The following is a 13612-nucleotide window of genomic DNA, read 5'->3' as shown; positions in this document are numbered from 1 at the left end:
ACCTCGCCGAAAAAAGGGGACCATCATCCCATCCTGAAGGCGGTAGTCCCGGAATCGGCCTTCCCACGGCATCATGACGGTTTCTCCCCCCACCAGCGCGCCGCGCTCCTCGACACGGATGCCTGACACCAGCCCATCCTCGCCAAAGCGGAACAGCATGGTCAGCGTGATCGACCCGTCGATCAGTGTGGCCTGCGCCGACGCCTCATCCACGGGTTGCCAGGTGACGCCTTGTCCGGGCAGCAGGACGGTCGGATACCACACGCTTTCCGCCAGCCAGCGCATCAGCTCGCCCCGCGCGATTTCTCCATCGCCCTCAACCGTTCCCAGCGAAAAAAGCCCGAACAGCGCGGGGCGGAGCACACCTGTCCCCGCCACATAGGCATCATGCACGCGCACGGGGACGCCGGGAAACATCGAAATCCGCCCGCTCCAGACAAAGCCCGGGCGGTTGGCAACGACATGCTGCGTGGAGGTGAACGGCTTCCATTGTGGTGCATCAAGGCTCAAGTTGAACATGCCGCCCAGTTCAAGATCGACCGATCTGACCATCGGCTGGCCGTCTGTCAGAACCTGCTCGAAGTATCGCCTGACCGGGGCGGGAAGATCGGCAATATCGCGGGCATCGTAGCGCAGGGGGCCATTCGTAAAGTCCGCCGCGTCCAGCCGCGCGACAAGCACCTTTGTCGCCTCCTTCCAGCGCCACGCACCAAAGGCCACGAGGCCGCCGTAGAGGATTGCGACCAGGATCAACGCAGCGGCGGTCCATTTCAGAATGTCCATTCGTGTCACCTTTCCAGGCTGGGCGAGTGCGGTGGCACGGTGATGTCCACGATGTCGTTGCGGACCAGAAAGCGCCCCTCAAGGCGGATGGGAACCGGGGTGCCCGAGAATGGCCGCTCCGTCGTGCCCGGAAGCTGGGCGTGAATGTGCAGATGCGGCTCGCCGGTTTCGCCTGAATTGCCGACCTCTGCGATTTGCTGACCCAGAGCGATGCTATCGCCCGTCGAGACCCGCACGCTGCCCTGCCGGAAGTGACCCAGCAGGATGTCGATGCTGGCGCAGCGCAGAAGGATATGGCTCCCGGCCGGATAACCATCGTCGACCATGGGCACAGGCATGTCGGGGCGGTCGCCCTCTGCCACCACGACCTCGCCCGCGCAGGGCGCAAGAACGGGTGTACCGAAAATGGCATAGGCCGCGGGTTCCGAAGGCTGAATGCCTCTGGTACGAAACCCCCAGCGATTGACGGCGACAAGATCGACGCCGTAGCCGCTGCCACCAAACCCTGCGTGCAGGGGATGCGAGGGGTCGATCAGCGCCGCATGCGCGTTAATTGACGGTGATGCGCCGCCGTTGGCGACAAGATAGATCCCGGGCGCCAGTGGCCAGCCAAGGTCGATCGCTTGCCCTTGGGGGATCTGACGCGCCGAAATCGCTGTCCATGATTGGGCGCCGGAATATCCGGCGATCACGACAGTCATCGCGACTGGCAGGTATCCGAGACCGCTGGTGGGCAAGACGGGTCTGCCCCGCGCCCGGATGAGGTGCAACGTCACGGCGGCAACGAGCGACAGGGCCAGCAGATATGGCACCCACCATGGCGGAAACACCCATACGCCCTGCAACGCGACCATCAGGATCAGGAGCGCTGCGGCAACAGACAACAGCCAGAAGCCGACCAGGTTGCGCGGCGGCAGAAGCGCCATCCAGAGGACCAGCGTCAGGGGCAGAAGTGTTTGCAGGACGTAGATGACAATCATGGCGGATTTCCCGCCGCAGCTGGATGTGGGCCAGGTTTCAGCATCACCGCAACAGCGAGCAGCATCACGAGCCCCATGACGATGGTGTAGGGGCGGGCATCGCCGCCCGCCGGCATGACCGGCAGCACCAGTGAAGACCAGTTGATCACCCCGTGCAGCAGGATTGCGGGCAGGACGCTGAACTGCGTGTTCACGGACAGTCGCGCAAAGACCACCGACAGCGCGACAGTGCTCGCCAGAAACAGCCCCATCGGCAGCTCGGCCTGCACCGTGCCGGGCATCCAGAACAATGGCAGGTGCCAGAGCCCCCAGACAGCGCCGATCAGGATCGCCGCCCATCGCCAGCCCCAGAGCTCCGTCAGAGCAGGCAGCGCGTAGCCGCGCCAGCCGAATTCCTCGCCCAGTGGGCCGCCGAAAACCGTGATCAGAGCGAGTTGCGTGATGATGATCAGGGCCGGACCCTGAACGGGCATCGGGGGTGTGGTGCCGCCTGAAATCGCATTCAGCCCGAGCGCTGTCCCCATCGCCAGCGGAGCGGCAACCACCGCAAGCGCATACCATCCCCATCCAAGCCGCCAGCGCAGGCACCGTCTGAGCCAGTGCGCAAAGCCTGCCTTGCCGTGGAAGCCCAGGACCGTGACGAAAGCCGCCACGCCCGGACCGAAGGCTGACGCCAGAAACAGCGCCCCGCTCAGGCGCGGCGCTGAGGGGCCAATCAGCGAGACGGCGGCCCATAACCCCCATGTCCATCCGAAGGTCAGCGCAACAAAGGTCCAGATTGCAGCTTGCGGGTGCCGTTGCGCAGTTGCATGAGGCGTCGCGGCGATCATCGTGTCGCTCGACCCTGCCAGAAGGCAGCCGCCAGAAGTGCTGCAAGCAGGGCTCCTGCGATGGGCATTCCCAGATCCTCCGGGATGCCAAGCTGAACTGCGGCGGACAGTCCGATGAGTGACCACAGGATCGGGATGGTGGACAGCCAGACGACCCAGCGCCCATGGGCGATCATCAGTATTCCGATCGTGAAGATCGTCGTCGGGCATGGCGCCACGCCGAACATCGGGCCAGCCATCAATCCATTTCCCGCCCACAGTCCAAGGACCGGATAGATCGCCAGCGCATAGACAATCGTCATCAGACCCGCGACGAACCGAAAGCCCCACCTTCGGCGCAGGCGCAGGTCGCCGGGTTGGATTGCACTGGCCAGCAACAGCACGGCCTGAAGGACGAAAAACGCTGCAAACACCGGCGCAACCGGATTGATCGGCGCAAAGAAGATCAGGTGATAGCCGACGCCGTTGACTGCCCAAAGCACTGCCAGGCCCGCAAACCCCAGCCGCATCAGCGCACGGCTCTGCACGACAAGTGCGAAGGCCACGACAAGCCCCAGCCCATAGGCGACGATCTGAAACGGCCAGATCGCCGCATTGTAGGCAGCAAAGACGGCCAGGAACTCGTCGATGGCGAAGGGCATGGTCACACCATGACCGCTTCAACGGGCCTGCGCGCCGACATCGGCATCGCGGCCGCGCGGCCGAACCGCATCACGATGTCGGGTCTGCGCCCCGGCAGACCGACCAGTGCGGCGAGGTCGGCCCGCAGACCCGGTACTTCGACGGGCTGGTTGATGTATGTGGTCTTCAATCCCAGCGTGGTCGCCTGCAAGGAAAACCGCTGGCAGGCGCGACCGGCCTGCACCCAGTGTTCGGGGTTGGCTTGTGCTGCGACAAACACCGCGACCCCGGAGGAGGAAGCGATCTGGCGGGCGTATTTCTCGTTCTCCGCCTGCGCGGTGAACACCATGTCAAAGAGGCGTGGCCCCAGCCAATCCGGGAGAGCTGGGTTGCCGCTGGCGACGCTGTAGAGGCCATCGCCGGTTGTCATCGCCGCTGCCGGATTGAACCGCAGCCAGTGCATGAGTTCCGTCACGAAGGCCGGGTCGGCCATCTGCGCGGTATTGCCCGCGATCACGAGATCGCGCAGTTGGTCGATCTGCGCCCGCTCGGAGATCAGGATCAGATCGACGCCTGGAACCGCTGCTGACATCGCAAGCTGCGACAGATCGGCGGCACTCACCGCGCTGCCGTCATAGTCGGACCGCGTGGATTGCCGCAGCGGGATCGCGTCGAAAAGGGCCGTATTCCCGCCCTGAGCCGTGCCAAGATCGACGCGCACCCTGCCGCCGCCTTCGGGATCGAACCCAATCTCGCCTGCTTGCCCGCGCGCGCCAGCGGCCAGTGCGAGATTCTCCGCCGCGCATCCGAGGCTTGCGAAGATGTGGTGATCGTCGGGGTCCACGACGGGGGTGCGGCGCGTGACGTCGGGCAGGATGTCGATGCCGCGCGCATCCGAACGGAACAGCCAGGGCTGCGTATTGTGCCCGTTCGCGGCGAGCGTCGCATAGCGGATCAGATCGCGGCTGGATGCCGGGAGGGGCAGGGTCTGCCGCTGACGGGTAACAAGGGCCGCCATCTCCGCCGACGACCCCATGCCGCGCCATCCCAACCAGCCCGCAGCGCCCAGACCCCCCAACACCGCCCCGCCGCCAGTCAGCAGGCGTCTGCGACCCATCGTCATGTCGCCGCCTCACTACGTCGTAGCAACATGCCGCTCGGCAGAACGAAAGCCGCAAGCGTGCCGATCCCCAGCATTGTCAGGCCCAGGACGAAGAACCAGCCCGCCACCGGCACCAGCCAGGCCAGGCCGGCAAGGAAGGCGCCAAGACAAGCAAGCCCGAACTTCCCCGCGATCCCGTCTGGCATCGCCCGCCCCGCCGCCAGCCACAGCCCGACGCCCAGCACATAGGATCCCAGCGCATAGCCCGCGAAGATCGCCACGGCGGTGACGATCAGCATGACCGGCAGCAGGAACACGCCGATGATGGTCAGCATCAGCACAAAGCCCGATCCTGCCAGCGCCGAGGACACGAGAAACCCCGACCAGATCGCCCGGCCTGGATGCGCCAGCGCCAGTTCCCGCCAGCTTTGCACCGCTTTGGGCGCGATGGCGATCACCATGGCCAGGATCAGGCCCGAGATCAGGACACCGACCAGAAACCCGCCGACGATCTGCCACAGCGAGGGCCTCGGCGGCGCCATTCTTGACCAGTTCGCTCGGTCATAGTTCGCCCGCCGCTCGATGGTGACCCGCGCCGCCGGGGCGACACCATCAGGGACGCTGACGCGCGCGGGATCATCGGCATAGATCGTCAGCGCCCCAGCAACCGTGGATTCGGGGCCGAAGGTGATGTCATCCGCCACCAGCACGGCATCGCCCGCAATCGTGCCGTTCAGGCTGACATCGGCCCCGATGATCAGCGCATAGCCTCCGACAGACCCCACCGTGATCTCGGACCCAGTGGCACGCAGGTTGCCTGTAATGGACCCTGTGATCACCTCATAGCCGATGGCAGTGGCATCGCCACCCACCGCTCCGGTGACCTCGACCCGGTAGCCTGCCGCGAACAGATCGCCCGCCACCGCCCCCTCGACCGTCACGCGCCGTCCGGCCAAATGCGCAGATCCCCCAACGGGGACCGCCACGACCACGCGATTGCCCGCCATGAACAGGTTCTGCCCCGGTGGTCCGTCGAACCGCAGGTTGGCGCCTGCCTCGTATCGGTCCTGCGCGATGGTCAGCAAAGAGGTGTCGGCAAGTACCGGACCCGTCAGAAGGCAAGAGGCAAGAATCAGGGATCGCAACATGACTGAGTCCTTTTGGAGTAGTAGTCACCGTAACGCGGAAGCCTTCAGCCGGTCGCAACCTGCGTCAGTCCCCTGCCGGCCCGTCCGCCAACCGGACGCGATTGAACAACACGTCCTGTCTCAGGATCTCGCGGGCGCGCAGCGGCTCTTCGAACAGCGGACTGTGGGCCGATGCATCGAATGTGTAGAACCCCTTCACCGGGGCATCGCTCTGGTCGAAGTACATGCGCGACAGGTCGTGATTTGCTGTCAGGTCATGCGCGCCGGCAAAGAAGTACACCGGCAGATCAAGCCGGTGGATCCGTGTCGTTAGGTCCGTTGCGATGAATTCATCCCATAGGAAACGTCTGGACCACGCGAGGCCACGCCAGATCGCGATCTTTTCTCGGATGGTATAGGCCCGGCAGCGCCACACGGGAATGAACACCCCGGAGATGACCGATCTCGTGTCGCGCGTCGTGCCGACGCCGAGCCCGTGCATCGCATCGTCCCGCGCTCGCAGCCAGGCATTCGACAGGCCGTCAGTCACGCTGACGGGGGCCGCCTCCAGCCTGCGCACCATCACGGTGTCACCCAGCGCGCGGTATTGCTCCAGCAAGAACGCGTGGGCCGCGACCTCTGATTGCAGTTGATGGGATACCTGTCCCATGCCGATATAGGCATGAAACCGCTCTGGGGCCGCCGCTGCGACCTGAATGCCCAGAAAGCTGCCCCAGGAATGACCAAGAAGGTAGATCTTGTCCTGTTGGAAGCGGACGCGCAGATAGTCTGCCACCGCGACCGTGTCCGCGATCATTTGCGCGACAGTCATGCTCTGTGGCGGGATATCGGCTGAGAATGACAGGCCCGCACCGCGCTGTTCCCACCAGACCACGGTGAAGTCATTCTCGAGTCCCGTGGGATGGGTGGTGTTCAGAAAGAACTCGGGCACGCCCGGTCCGCCGTGCAGGAACAACAGCACGGGATTGGACGTATCCCTGCTTTGGATGATCATCCCCTGACGGATGCCGTTGATCGGGGCAAAAACCCGTTCAGACAAACTCCCTGCGATCCGCTGCCCGGCCTCACCCAACAGCCGCGCCGGCTCACCGGGGCTCAGGGCCCGCAACAATCCACCAGTCCCGACAAGCGCAGCGCCAAGAGCCGCTGCGCTGCCAATCAGAAGCCTGCGACGGCTACTCGGTTGCCACGCCATCGAAGGCCTCATGCGAAGCCTCGGCCTCGGCCTTCTTGTGCTGGACCAGACGATCCATGTGTTCGGGCGGACCATAGAGCGTGTAGAGATGCAGGGGCTTGTCGCCGGTATTGGTCAGGTTGTGGACCGCGCCGGCGGGCACGATGACGCAATCGCCGTCCTTGACCTTGTGGGTCACGCCGTCGATCACGATGGCACCCTTGCCTTTTTCGATGCGAAAGAACTGGTCATGGGTCGCGTGCGTCTCGGTCCCGATGTCCTGCCCGGGTTTCAGCGCCATCAACACCAGTTGCAGATGCGCGCCGGTGTAGAGAACATGCCGGAAATCCTCGTTCTTCTCGGTCAGCTTCTCGATATCGGCAACATAGCCCTTCATCGCGGTCTCCCTTTCCATGGCTGCATCTGGCGGCGTCCGATCGGACGCCAACTCAAGGGCAGTCAACGCGCAATTGTCTGCTCCGTCCCTGATACACATCAGTGCAGGGACCGGTCCACTCGATCACAATCGGGTCAAACGCCCGATGCGGCGTGAGTCACGACCCCGAAAGGAGACCCGATGCCCAAGGCGACACCCGCAGGGCGGGTCCATGCCGTGCGCGGCGCGGTGGTCGATGTGCGTTACGATTCGGGCACGCTGCCAGCGCTCAACGAGGCGCTGCTGGTCGAATGGGACCGCCCCGGCCCGCTGATGCTGGAGGTGCAGAGCCATCTTGACCTAACGACCCTGCGCGCGGTCGCTTTGCATGCAACGGCGGGCTTGGCGCGTGGCGTGCCCGTGCGCGCATCCGGTGCACCGATCACCGTGCCGGTGGGGGCCGCGGTGCTGGGCCGACTTCTCGATGTGACGGGTGGCCTTCGCGATCTGGGTGAGGCGCTGCCCGAGGACACGCCGCGCCGGTCGATCCATGCCGCCCCGCCGCCGCTGTCTGCGCAAAGCACCACGACCGAGGTGTTCGAGACCGGCATCAAGGTGATCGACCTGCTGACGCCCATGGCGCAGGGCGGCAAGGCGGCGATGTTCGGCGGTGCGGGCGTGGGCAAGACGGTTCTGGTGATGGAACTGATCCACGCCATGGTCGAGAAATATGAGGGCATCTCGGTCTTTGCGGGCATCGGCGAGCGGTCGCGCGAGGGGCACGAGTTGCTGACCGAGATGTCGGAGTCGGGCGTTCTGCCCCGTACGGTGCTGGTCTACGGCCAGATGAACGAACCGCCGGGGGCAAGGTGGCGCGCGCCACTGACCGCGCTGACCATCTCGGAATACTTTCGCGATACAAAGCACCAGAACGTTTTGCTGCTCATGGACAACGTGTTCCGCTTTGTTCAGGCGGGGGCCGAGGTATCCAGCCTGCTGGGCCGGTTGCCCTCGCGCGTCGGGTATCAGCCGACGCTGGCCTCCGAGGTGGCGGGATTGCAGGAACGCATCGCCTCGGTCGCAGGCGCGGCGGTGACGTCGATTCAAGCGGTTTATGTCCCGGCCGACGATTTCACCGATCCGGCAGTGACGACGATTTCGGGCCACATGGATTGCGTGATCGTGCTGAGCCGCGCGCTGGCGGGGCAAGGCTTCTACCCGGCGATTGATCCGCTGGCATCCTCTTCCACACTGCTCGATCCGGCCGTGGTGGGCGATGACCACTACCGGATTGCCAGCGAGGTGCGCGAGATGCTGGCACGGTTTGCCGAATTGCAGGACATCATCTCGCTTCTAGGCGTCGAGGAGCTGGGCAGCGCCGACAAGCGCATCGTCACGCGTGCGCGGCGCCTGCAACGTTTCCTGAGCCAACCCTTTGCCGTGACCGAGGCATTTACCGGCACACCGGGCCAGTCCGTCACGCGCGCTGACACACTCGCCGGATGCCGCGCCATTCTGGACGGCGAGGCGGATCAGTGGGCCGAGGCATCTCTTTACATGGTTGGCCGTTTTGCAGACGTGCGTGCGAAAGAAACGGCCGCCGCATGACCCGCTCCATATCCCTGCGCATAATGACCCCGCTGGCGATCATCGTGGATCAGCCGGCCGGCAGCCTGCGCGCCATGGATGCCAGCGGCAGCTTTGGCATCCTGCCGGGCCATGCCGATTTCCTGACCCGGCTTGCGGTGTCGGTCGTCTCGTGGACGGCGCCAGACGGTGCGGCCCGGTTTTGCGCCGTCCGCGGCGGGGCGCTGACAGTGAACGCGGGCCAGGTCGCCATCGCCACACGCGAGGCGGTGACGGGCGACGATCTGGCAACGCTCGACCGCGAGGTGCTGGCCCGGTTCCGCGCCGAGATGGACGAGGAACGGGTCGAGCATGTGGAAACCACCCGCCTGCACCTGAGCGCGATGCGGCAGATGCTGGCCCGCTTGCAGCCGAAACCACGGGGGGCGGGTGTATGAGCGACCCCGAAGACGACGATCCCCTGATCCGCGAAGTGCGCACCCATCAGGCAAGGCGTGCGGCATGGGCGCGTGACGGAGAGGCATCGGTCGGTCGGCGGCTGGCGCAGATCGGCGTGTTGGGCTGGATCATCGTGGCGCCGATGCTGGGCGGGATTGCTCTGGGTCGCTGGCTGGACGGGCGGTTCGATACGGGGCTGTTCTGGACGGCACCGCTGCTGATGGTCGGGCTTGTGCTTGGTGGCTGGTTCGCCTGGCGCTGGATGGGCAGCGCATGAGCGGTCTGTTGATCCTGACGCTGTGGCTGGCGGGTGGGGTGCTGATCGGCCTGATCTACTTCCGCATGGTGCGGCACAGCGCCGATCTCATGCTGTCGCGGCGGCGCGGCGGCCCATGGTTCGGTGTGGCGCTTGTGCTGTTGCGGATGGCCGGGCTTGGCGGGGTGCTTGTCATCGCGGCGATGCAGGGGGCCGGGCCGTTGCTGGCAGCCGCACTTGGACTGCTGATTGGGCGCTTTGCCATGATGCGGAGGGCGGTGTGATGGACAGCCCGCTGGAAACATTCCCGCTGTTCATGGTGGGGCCAGAATCGTTCGCTGTGCCGATCATGGCGTCGGTGGTGGTGACATGGGCGATCATGGCGATGCTGGTATTGGGCGCGGCCTTGCTGACTCGCCGCCTGACAATGGTCCCGTCAAGGGCGCAGGCGACGGCGGAATTGCTGGTCGGCACCGTCGATCAGCAGATCCGCGATGTGACCGGAGCCGCGCCGGCGCCTTACCGCGCCTTTGTCGGCACGCTCTTCATGTTCATCCTGATCGCCAACTGGTCCTCGCTCATCCCCGGCGTCACACCGCCCACCGCCACGATGGAAACGCCGGCCGCGCTGGCCGCCATCGTGTTCCTGTCGATCATCTTCTTCGGCATCCGGGGCGGCGGCGTGGGCGGCTTTCTGCGCGGCTTTGCCCTGCCCAACCCCGTGATGATCCCGCTCAACATGCTCGAAAGCATCACCCGCAGCTTTTCGATGTTCGTGCGCCTGTTCGGCAATGTGATGAGCGGGGTGTTCGTAATCGCCATCGTCGGATCCTTGGCCGCCCTGTTGGTGCCAATCCCGCTGATGGTGCTCGATCTGCTGACAGGCGCCGTGCAGGCCTACATCTTTGCCGTGCTGTCGATGGTGTTCATCACATCCGCCGTCGAGAAGGGCAAACCCCACAACAAGGAGTCCTGAATGGAATATGTTCCCTTAGTCAGCATCTTTTGCGCCGCCTTCGCGGTGTCCTTCGGCGCGCTTGGCCCGGCCTTGGCCGAAGGCCGCGCGGTCGCCGCCGCGATGGAGGCCATCGCTCGCCAGCCCGAGGCCGCCAACACCATCTCGCGCACGCTGTTCGTAGGTCTGGCGATGATCGAGACGACGGCCATCTACTGCCTTGTCATCGCGCTGTTGCTGCTGTTCGCCAACCCGATGATGCCATGACGTTCGACTACTGGACCCTTGGCTTTCAGGCGGTCAATGTCCTTGTCCTGATCTGGTTGCTGCACCGGTTCTTCTGGAAACCAGTGGCTGCGATGATCGCCGCGCGGCAGGCAACCGTTGCGACCCTGCTGGACGAGGCAAAGGCAAAACAGGCCGAGGCCGAGGCTGAACTGGACAAGATTGCCGCCACAAGGGCGGGGCTTGCCACCGAGCGTGACGCGATGCTGGCCACGGCCCGCAAGGATGCAGAGGCCGCCCGAGAAACCTTGCTGGCCGAAGCGCGGGCCGAAGCCGAAGCCCTGTACGCCACCGCCAAGGCCGCCCGCGTCCGCGCCGCCGAGACTCTGAAGACGAACGCGATGGACGAGGCCCAGGGCCTGGCGCTGACCATTGCCGGTCAACTTGCTGCGCGGCTCGACGGCCCGGCGACCGATGCGGCGTTTCTGCGCTGGCTGGTGGAGGGTCTTGCGGCGCTGTCCGATACCGAGCGCACGGCGCTGGCGGGTGTGGAGTTGGAGCTCGTGAGTGCCGCCGATCAGGACAGCCCGGTCCAGGACCGGATTGCCGCAGCAATCACAAACGCCCTTGGCACCCCTGCCAAGCTGACCTTCCGCACCGAACCGGCGCTGATTGCGGGGCATGAACTTCACGCGCCGCATTTCAGCTTGCGGAATTCGTGGCGCGCCGATCTGGACCGCATCGCCGCGGCCCTTGGCGAAAAGGGCGATCTTTCTGATGCCGCATGATGCGCTCTGGCTAAAAGACGCCGCCGCCCGCGTCAGGTCCACCGCACTCGGCCCCCTCGCCGAACACCGGGGTCGGGTCGAGGAGATTGCCGACGGTGTTGCGATGATTTCAGGCCTGCCGGACGTGCGGCTCGATGAATTGCTGCGCTTTGACACCGGGCCTTTTGGCTTTGCGCAGGTTCTGGAACCCGACCGGATCGGCTGTGTGCTGCTGGATGCCGCCCACGCCCTGCAAGCAGGGGACGCCGTCCACGGCACGGGCGATGTGGTGCGTGTGCCAGTGGGGGCCGGCCTTTTGGGGCGCATCGTCGATCCGCTGGGTCGCCCGCTGGATGGCAAGGGGTCGATCACCGCCGACGCGACCTTGCCGGTCGAACGCGACGCCCCCGGCATCATCGAGCGCGACCTGGTCGTCAATCCGGTGCAAACCGGGGTGCTGGTGGTCGATACGCTGTTCGCGTTGGGTAGGGGCCAGCGCGAGTTGATCATCGGCGATCCGGCGACGGGCAAGACGACGCTGGCGATTGATACGATCATCGCGCAGCGCGACACCGACATGATCTGCATCTATGTTGCTGTGGGGCAGAAGACGTCGGCCGTGCGCCGCGCCGTCGATGCGTTGCAGACCCATGCTGCGTTCGACCGTTGCATCGTCGTGGTGGCCGGGCCCGCCACCCCGCCCGGCCTGCAATGGATCGCCCCCTTTGCCGGCATGACGATGGCCGAGCATTTCCGCGACAAGGGCCAGCATGCCCTGATCGTGATCGACGATCTGAGCAAACACGCCGCCACCCACCGCGAGATTGCGCTGCTGACCCGCCAGTCACCGGGGCGCGAGGCCTATCCGGGCGATGTGTTTTACGTCCACGCCCGCCTGCTGGAACGCGCAGCCAAGCTGTCAGTAGCCAAAGGCAGTGGGTCGCTCACGGCGCTGCCGATTGCGCAGACCGAGGCGGGGAACCTGTCGGCCTATATCCCGACCAACCTCATCTCGATCACCGACGGGCAGATCGTGCTGGATGCGCGGCTGTTCCAAGAAGGCCAGAAACCCGCTGTCGATGTGGGCGTGTCGGTCAGTCGCGTGGGCGGCAAGACGCAGGCCCCCGCGCTGCGCGATGCGGCGAAATCCCTGCGGCTGGACTATGCGCAGTTTCTGGAGATGGAGGTGTTCACCCGCTTCGGCGGCACCATCGAGCCGCGGGTGCAGGCAAAGCTGACGCGCGGGGCGCGGCTGCGCGCGGTGCTGCGCCAGAACCAGCATACGCCGATGCGGCTGGGCGAAGAGGTGGCGCTGGTGCTGGCGGTGCAGGAGGGGCTGCTGGACGCGCTGGCGCCCGATCAGCTCGCCAGATTTCGCGATGAACTGGCCAAGTCTCTGGAAGCAGGAGCCGCTGACGTGCTGCGCAAGATCGAGACAACGGGGAAACTGGAGACGGCTGACGAGGCCGCGCTGCTGGCGGTTCTGAGCAAGCTGGCCATTTCACAGGCCACCACCGATGTCTGACGCCGACCTCTCTGCCCGGATTGACGGCATCCGCCAACTGGGCAGCGTCGTGCGCGCGATGACAGGTATTGCCGGTGCCCGCGCCCGCACCGCCCGCGCCCAGATCGCGGCCGTGGACGACTATGCCGCCACGCTGGACGCGGCATTGTCGCAGGGCCTGGCGGGGATGCCGCAGGAAGAACCTGATCTGACGGCCCGTCCGGCGCTTTTGGTGTTCTGCGCCGAACAGGGGTTCGTCGGCGGATTCTCGGAGCGTGTGCTGGACGCCGTTGGCGCGATCCCGGAAGGCACCGATCTGTTCCTGATCGGAAATCGCGGGACGGCGATTGCGGCGGCACGGGGGACCCTTCCCGTATGGTCGGCCGCGATGCCGTCCCGCTCTGCCAGCCTGCCGAAGTTCGCGGACCGGGTGCTGGGGGCGGTGCTCGCAGACGGCGACCTGCGCCCGGTGTCCGTGGTTCATGCGATCTGGAACCATGGACAGGCGGCGGTTGAGCGCAGCGCCTTGTTCCCGCTGCCGCCCGCGAAAGACGCCGCACCTCGGGCCGCACCGCTGACCAACCTGCCTGCCGCCGATCTTGCTACCGCGCTGGCACTGGACCAACTTCACGCCGCACTGACCCGTGCCGCACTCCATGCTTTCGTCGCAGAGAACGAGGCGCGGATGGCCGCCATGTCCGCCGCATCCCGCCAGATTGAGGATGAGTTGGGTGTCCTGGAGGCCCTTGCACGCAGAGAGCGGCAAGAAGCGATCACCGCCGAGATCATCGAGATCGCGTCTGGGGCGATGGCGGGCCGCCAAGGGCGCAGCGCGGTTCAGAGTGTCCACACCTAACCTGCGTCAG

The 13612-nt window shown here is 65.5% G+C and carries 16 protein-coding genes and 1 pseudogene; 9 read left to right on the top strand and 8 right to left on the bottom strand.

The genetic code is table 11. From position 1 onward, the window contains the following. Positions 1-24: 24 nt before the first annotated feature. From NHN26_RS17595 to NHN26_RS12350, 8 genes and pseudogenes are all read right to left on the bottom strand, one after another. Positions 25-783, bottom strand: a pseudogene (locus NHN26_RS17595) (DUF6920 family protein); the annotation flags it as partial. Positions 784-788: 5 nt separating this feature from the next. Further along, positions 789-1763 carry a M23 family metallopeptidase gene (locus tag NHN26_RS12380; protein WP_253089716.1) on the bottom strand — a complete coding sequence of 325 codons (975 nt, stop codon included), beginning with the start codon at positions 1761-1763 and terminating at the stop codon, positions 789-791. Then, positions 1760-2593 (bottom strand): CPBP family intramembrane glutamic endopeptidase, encoded by an 834-nt coding sequence (locus NHN26_RS12375; protein WP_253089715.1) that lies wholly within the window; start codon positions 2591-2593, stop codon positions 1760-1762. The genes NHN26_RS12380 and NHN26_RS12375 overlap by 4 nt, the downstream gene beginning before the upstream one ends. Beyond that, positions 2590-3234, bottom strand: a complete 645-nt coding sequence (locus tag NHN26_RS12370) for a DUF6064 family protein (protein WP_253089714.1) — start codon at positions 3232-3234, stop codon at positions 2590-2592. Before NHN26_RS12370 ends, NHN26_RS12375 begins: the two co-directional genes overlap by 4 nt. A gap of 2 nt (positions 3235-3236) precedes the next feature. Beyond that, positions 3237-4331: an Acg family FMN-binding oxidoreductase gene (locus NHN26_RS12365; RefSeq protein ID WP_253089713.1), complete on the bottom strand. Its 1095-nt coding sequence runs from the start codon at positions 4329-4331 to the stop codon at positions 3237-3239. 2 nt (positions 4332-4333) lie between these two features. Continuing rightward, entirely contained in the window at positions 4334-5464 is a 1131-nt protein-coding gene (locus tag NHN26_RS12360) for a hypothetical protein (RefSeq protein ID WP_253089712.1), read from the bottom strand. Positions 5465-5528: 64 nt separating this feature from the next. Continuing rightward, complete coding sequence (locus NHN26_RS12355; protein WP_253089711.1) at positions 5529-6575, bottom strand: alpha/beta hydrolase; 1047 nt, start codon at positions 6573-6575, stop codon at positions 5529-5531. 64 nt (positions 6576-6639) lie between these two features. Then, positions 6640-7035: a cupin domain-containing protein gene (locus tag NHN26_RS12350; RefSeq protein WP_253089710.1), complete on the bottom strand. Its 396-nt coding sequence runs from the start codon at positions 7033-7035 to the stop codon at positions 6640-6642. Between the two features lie 180 nt (positions 7036-7215). Here NHN26_RS12350 and atpD point away from each other — a divergent pair, with 180 nt between their 5' ends. From atpD to NHN26_RS12305, 9 genes are read left to right on the top strand one after another with little or no spacing between them, the layout of a single operon-like run. Then, positions 7216-8622, top strand: coding sequence for a F0F1 ATP synthase subunit beta (gene atpD / locus NHN26_RS12345; protein WP_253089709.1), 1407 nt, complete (start codon positions 7216-7218; stop codon positions 8620-8622). Then, entirely contained in the window at positions 8619-9038 is a 420-nt protein-coding gene (locus tag NHN26_RS12340; protein ID WP_243642097.1) for a F0F1 ATP synthase subunit epsilon, read from the top strand. Before atpD ends, NHN26_RS12340 begins: the two co-directional genes overlap by 4 nt. After that, on the top strand, positions 9035-9316 hold the full coding sequence (locus tag NHN26_RS12335) for an AtpZ/AtpI family protein (RefSeq protein WP_132696359.1): 282 nt from the start codon (positions 9035-9037) through the stop codon (positions 9314-9316). Before NHN26_RS12340 ends, NHN26_RS12335 begins: the two co-directional genes overlap by 4 nt. Further along, complete coding sequence (locus tag NHN26_RS12330; RefSeq protein ID WP_132696360.1) at positions 9313-9579, top strand: N-ATPase subunit AtpR; 267 nt, start codon at positions 9313-9315, stop codon at positions 9577-9579. The genes NHN26_RS12335 and NHN26_RS12330 overlap by 4 nt, the downstream gene beginning before the upstream one ends. Next, positions 9579-10271 (top strand): F0F1 ATP synthase subunit A, encoded by a 693-nt coding sequence (locus NHN26_RS12325; RefSeq protein WP_253089708.1) that lies wholly within the window; start codon positions 9579-9581, stop codon positions 10269-10271. Before NHN26_RS12330 ends, NHN26_RS12325 begins: the two co-directional genes overlap by 1 nt. Then, positions 10272-10517 (top strand): F0F1 ATP synthase subunit C, encoded by a 246-nt coding sequence (locus NHN26_RS12320; protein WP_253089707.1) that lies wholly within the window; start codon positions 10272-10274, stop codon positions 10515-10517. Beyond that, positions 10514-11263: a F0F1 ATP synthase subunit B gene (locus tag NHN26_RS12315; RefSeq protein WP_253089706.1), complete on the top strand. Its 750-nt coding sequence runs from the start codon at positions 10514-10516 to the stop codon at positions 11261-11263. Before NHN26_RS12320 ends, NHN26_RS12315 begins: the two co-directional genes overlap by 4 nt. Further along, positions 11253-12767 (top strand): F0F1 ATP synthase subunit alpha, encoded by a 1515-nt coding sequence (locus NHN26_RS12310; protein ID WP_253089705.1) that lies wholly within the window; start codon positions 11253-11255, stop codon positions 12765-12767. Before NHN26_RS12315 ends, NHN26_RS12310 begins: the two co-directional genes overlap by 11 nt. Further along, positions 12760-13602 carry a F0F1 ATP synthase subunit gamma gene (locus NHN26_RS12305; protein ID WP_253089704.1) on the top strand — a complete coding sequence of 281 codons (843 nt, stop codon included), beginning with the start codon at positions 12760-12762 and terminating at the stop codon, positions 13600-13602. The genes NHN26_RS12310 and NHN26_RS12305 overlap by 8 nt, the downstream gene beginning before the upstream one ends. The last annotated feature ends 10 nt before the right edge of the window (positions 13603-13612 follow it).

This window comes from Rhodovulum tesquicola (genome assembly GCF_024128855.1).
In the GTDB taxonomy this organism is placed as follows: Bacteria; Pseudomonadota; Alphaproteobacteria; order Rhodobacterales; family Rhodobacteraceae; genus Rhodovulum; species Rhodovulum tesquicola.
Note: the sequence above shows the minus strand (reverse complement) of the source record. Positions and strands in the feature narration are given on the sequence as shown.

Coding starts and splice junctions, on each gene's coding strand:
- NHN26_RS12380 (WP_253089716.1), bottom strand. CDS start 1,763: ATGATTGTCATCTACGTCCTGCAAACACTTCTGCCCCTGACGCTGGTC.
- NHN26_RS12375 (WP_253089715.1), bottom strand. CDS start 2,593: ATGATCGCCGCGACGCCTCATGCAACTGCGCAACGGCACCCGCAAGCT.
- NHN26_RS12370 (WP_253089714.1), bottom strand. CDS start 3,234: ATGCCCTTCGCCATCGACGAGTTCCTGGCCGTCTTTGCTGCCTACAAT.
- NHN26_RS12365 (WP_253089713.1), bottom strand. CDS start 4,331: ATGGGTCGCAGACGCCTGCTGACTGGCGGCGGGGCGGTGTTGGGGGGT.
- NHN26_RS12360 (WP_253089712.1), bottom strand. CDS start 5,464: ATGTTGCGATCCCTGATTCTTGCCTCTTGCCTTCTGACGGGTCCGGTA.
- NHN26_RS12350 (WP_253089710.1), bottom strand. CDS start 7,035: ATGAAGGGCTATGTTGCCGATATCGAGAAGCTGACCGAGAAGAACGAG.
- atpD (WP_253089709.1), top strand. CDS start 7,216: ATGCCCAAGGCGACACCCGCAGGGCGGGTCCATGCCGTGCGCGGCGCG.
- NHN26_RS12340 (WP_243642097.1), top strand. CDS start 8,619: ATGACCCGCTCCATATCCCTGCGCATAATGACCCCGCTGGCGATCATC.
- NHN26_RS12335 (WP_132696359.1), top strand. CDS start 9,035: ATGAGCGACCCCGAAGACGACGATCCCCTGATCCGCGAAGTGCGCACC.
- NHN26_RS12330 (WP_132696360.1), top strand. CDS start 9,313: ATGAGCGGTCTGTTGATCCTGACGCTGTGGCTGGCGGGTGGGGTGCTG.
- NHN26_RS12325 (WP_253089708.1), top strand. CDS start 9,579: ATGGACAGCCCGCTGGAAACATTCCCGCTGTTCATGGTGGGGCCAGAA.
- NHN26_RS12320 (WP_253089707.1), top strand. CDS start 10,272: ATGGAATATGTTCCCTTAGTCAGCATCTTTTGCGCCGCCTTCGCGGTG.
- NHN26_RS12315 (WP_253089706.1), top strand. CDS start 10,514: ATGACGTTCGACTACTGGACCCTTGGCTTTCAGGCGGTCAATGTCCTT.
- NHN26_RS12310 (WP_253089705.1), top strand. CDS start 11,253: ATGCCGCATGATGCGCTCTGGCTAAAAGACGCCGCCGCCCGCGTCAGG.
- NHN26_RS12305 (WP_253089704.1), top strand. CDS start 12,760: ATGTCTGACGCCGACCTCTCTGCCCGGATTGACGGCATCCGCCAACTG.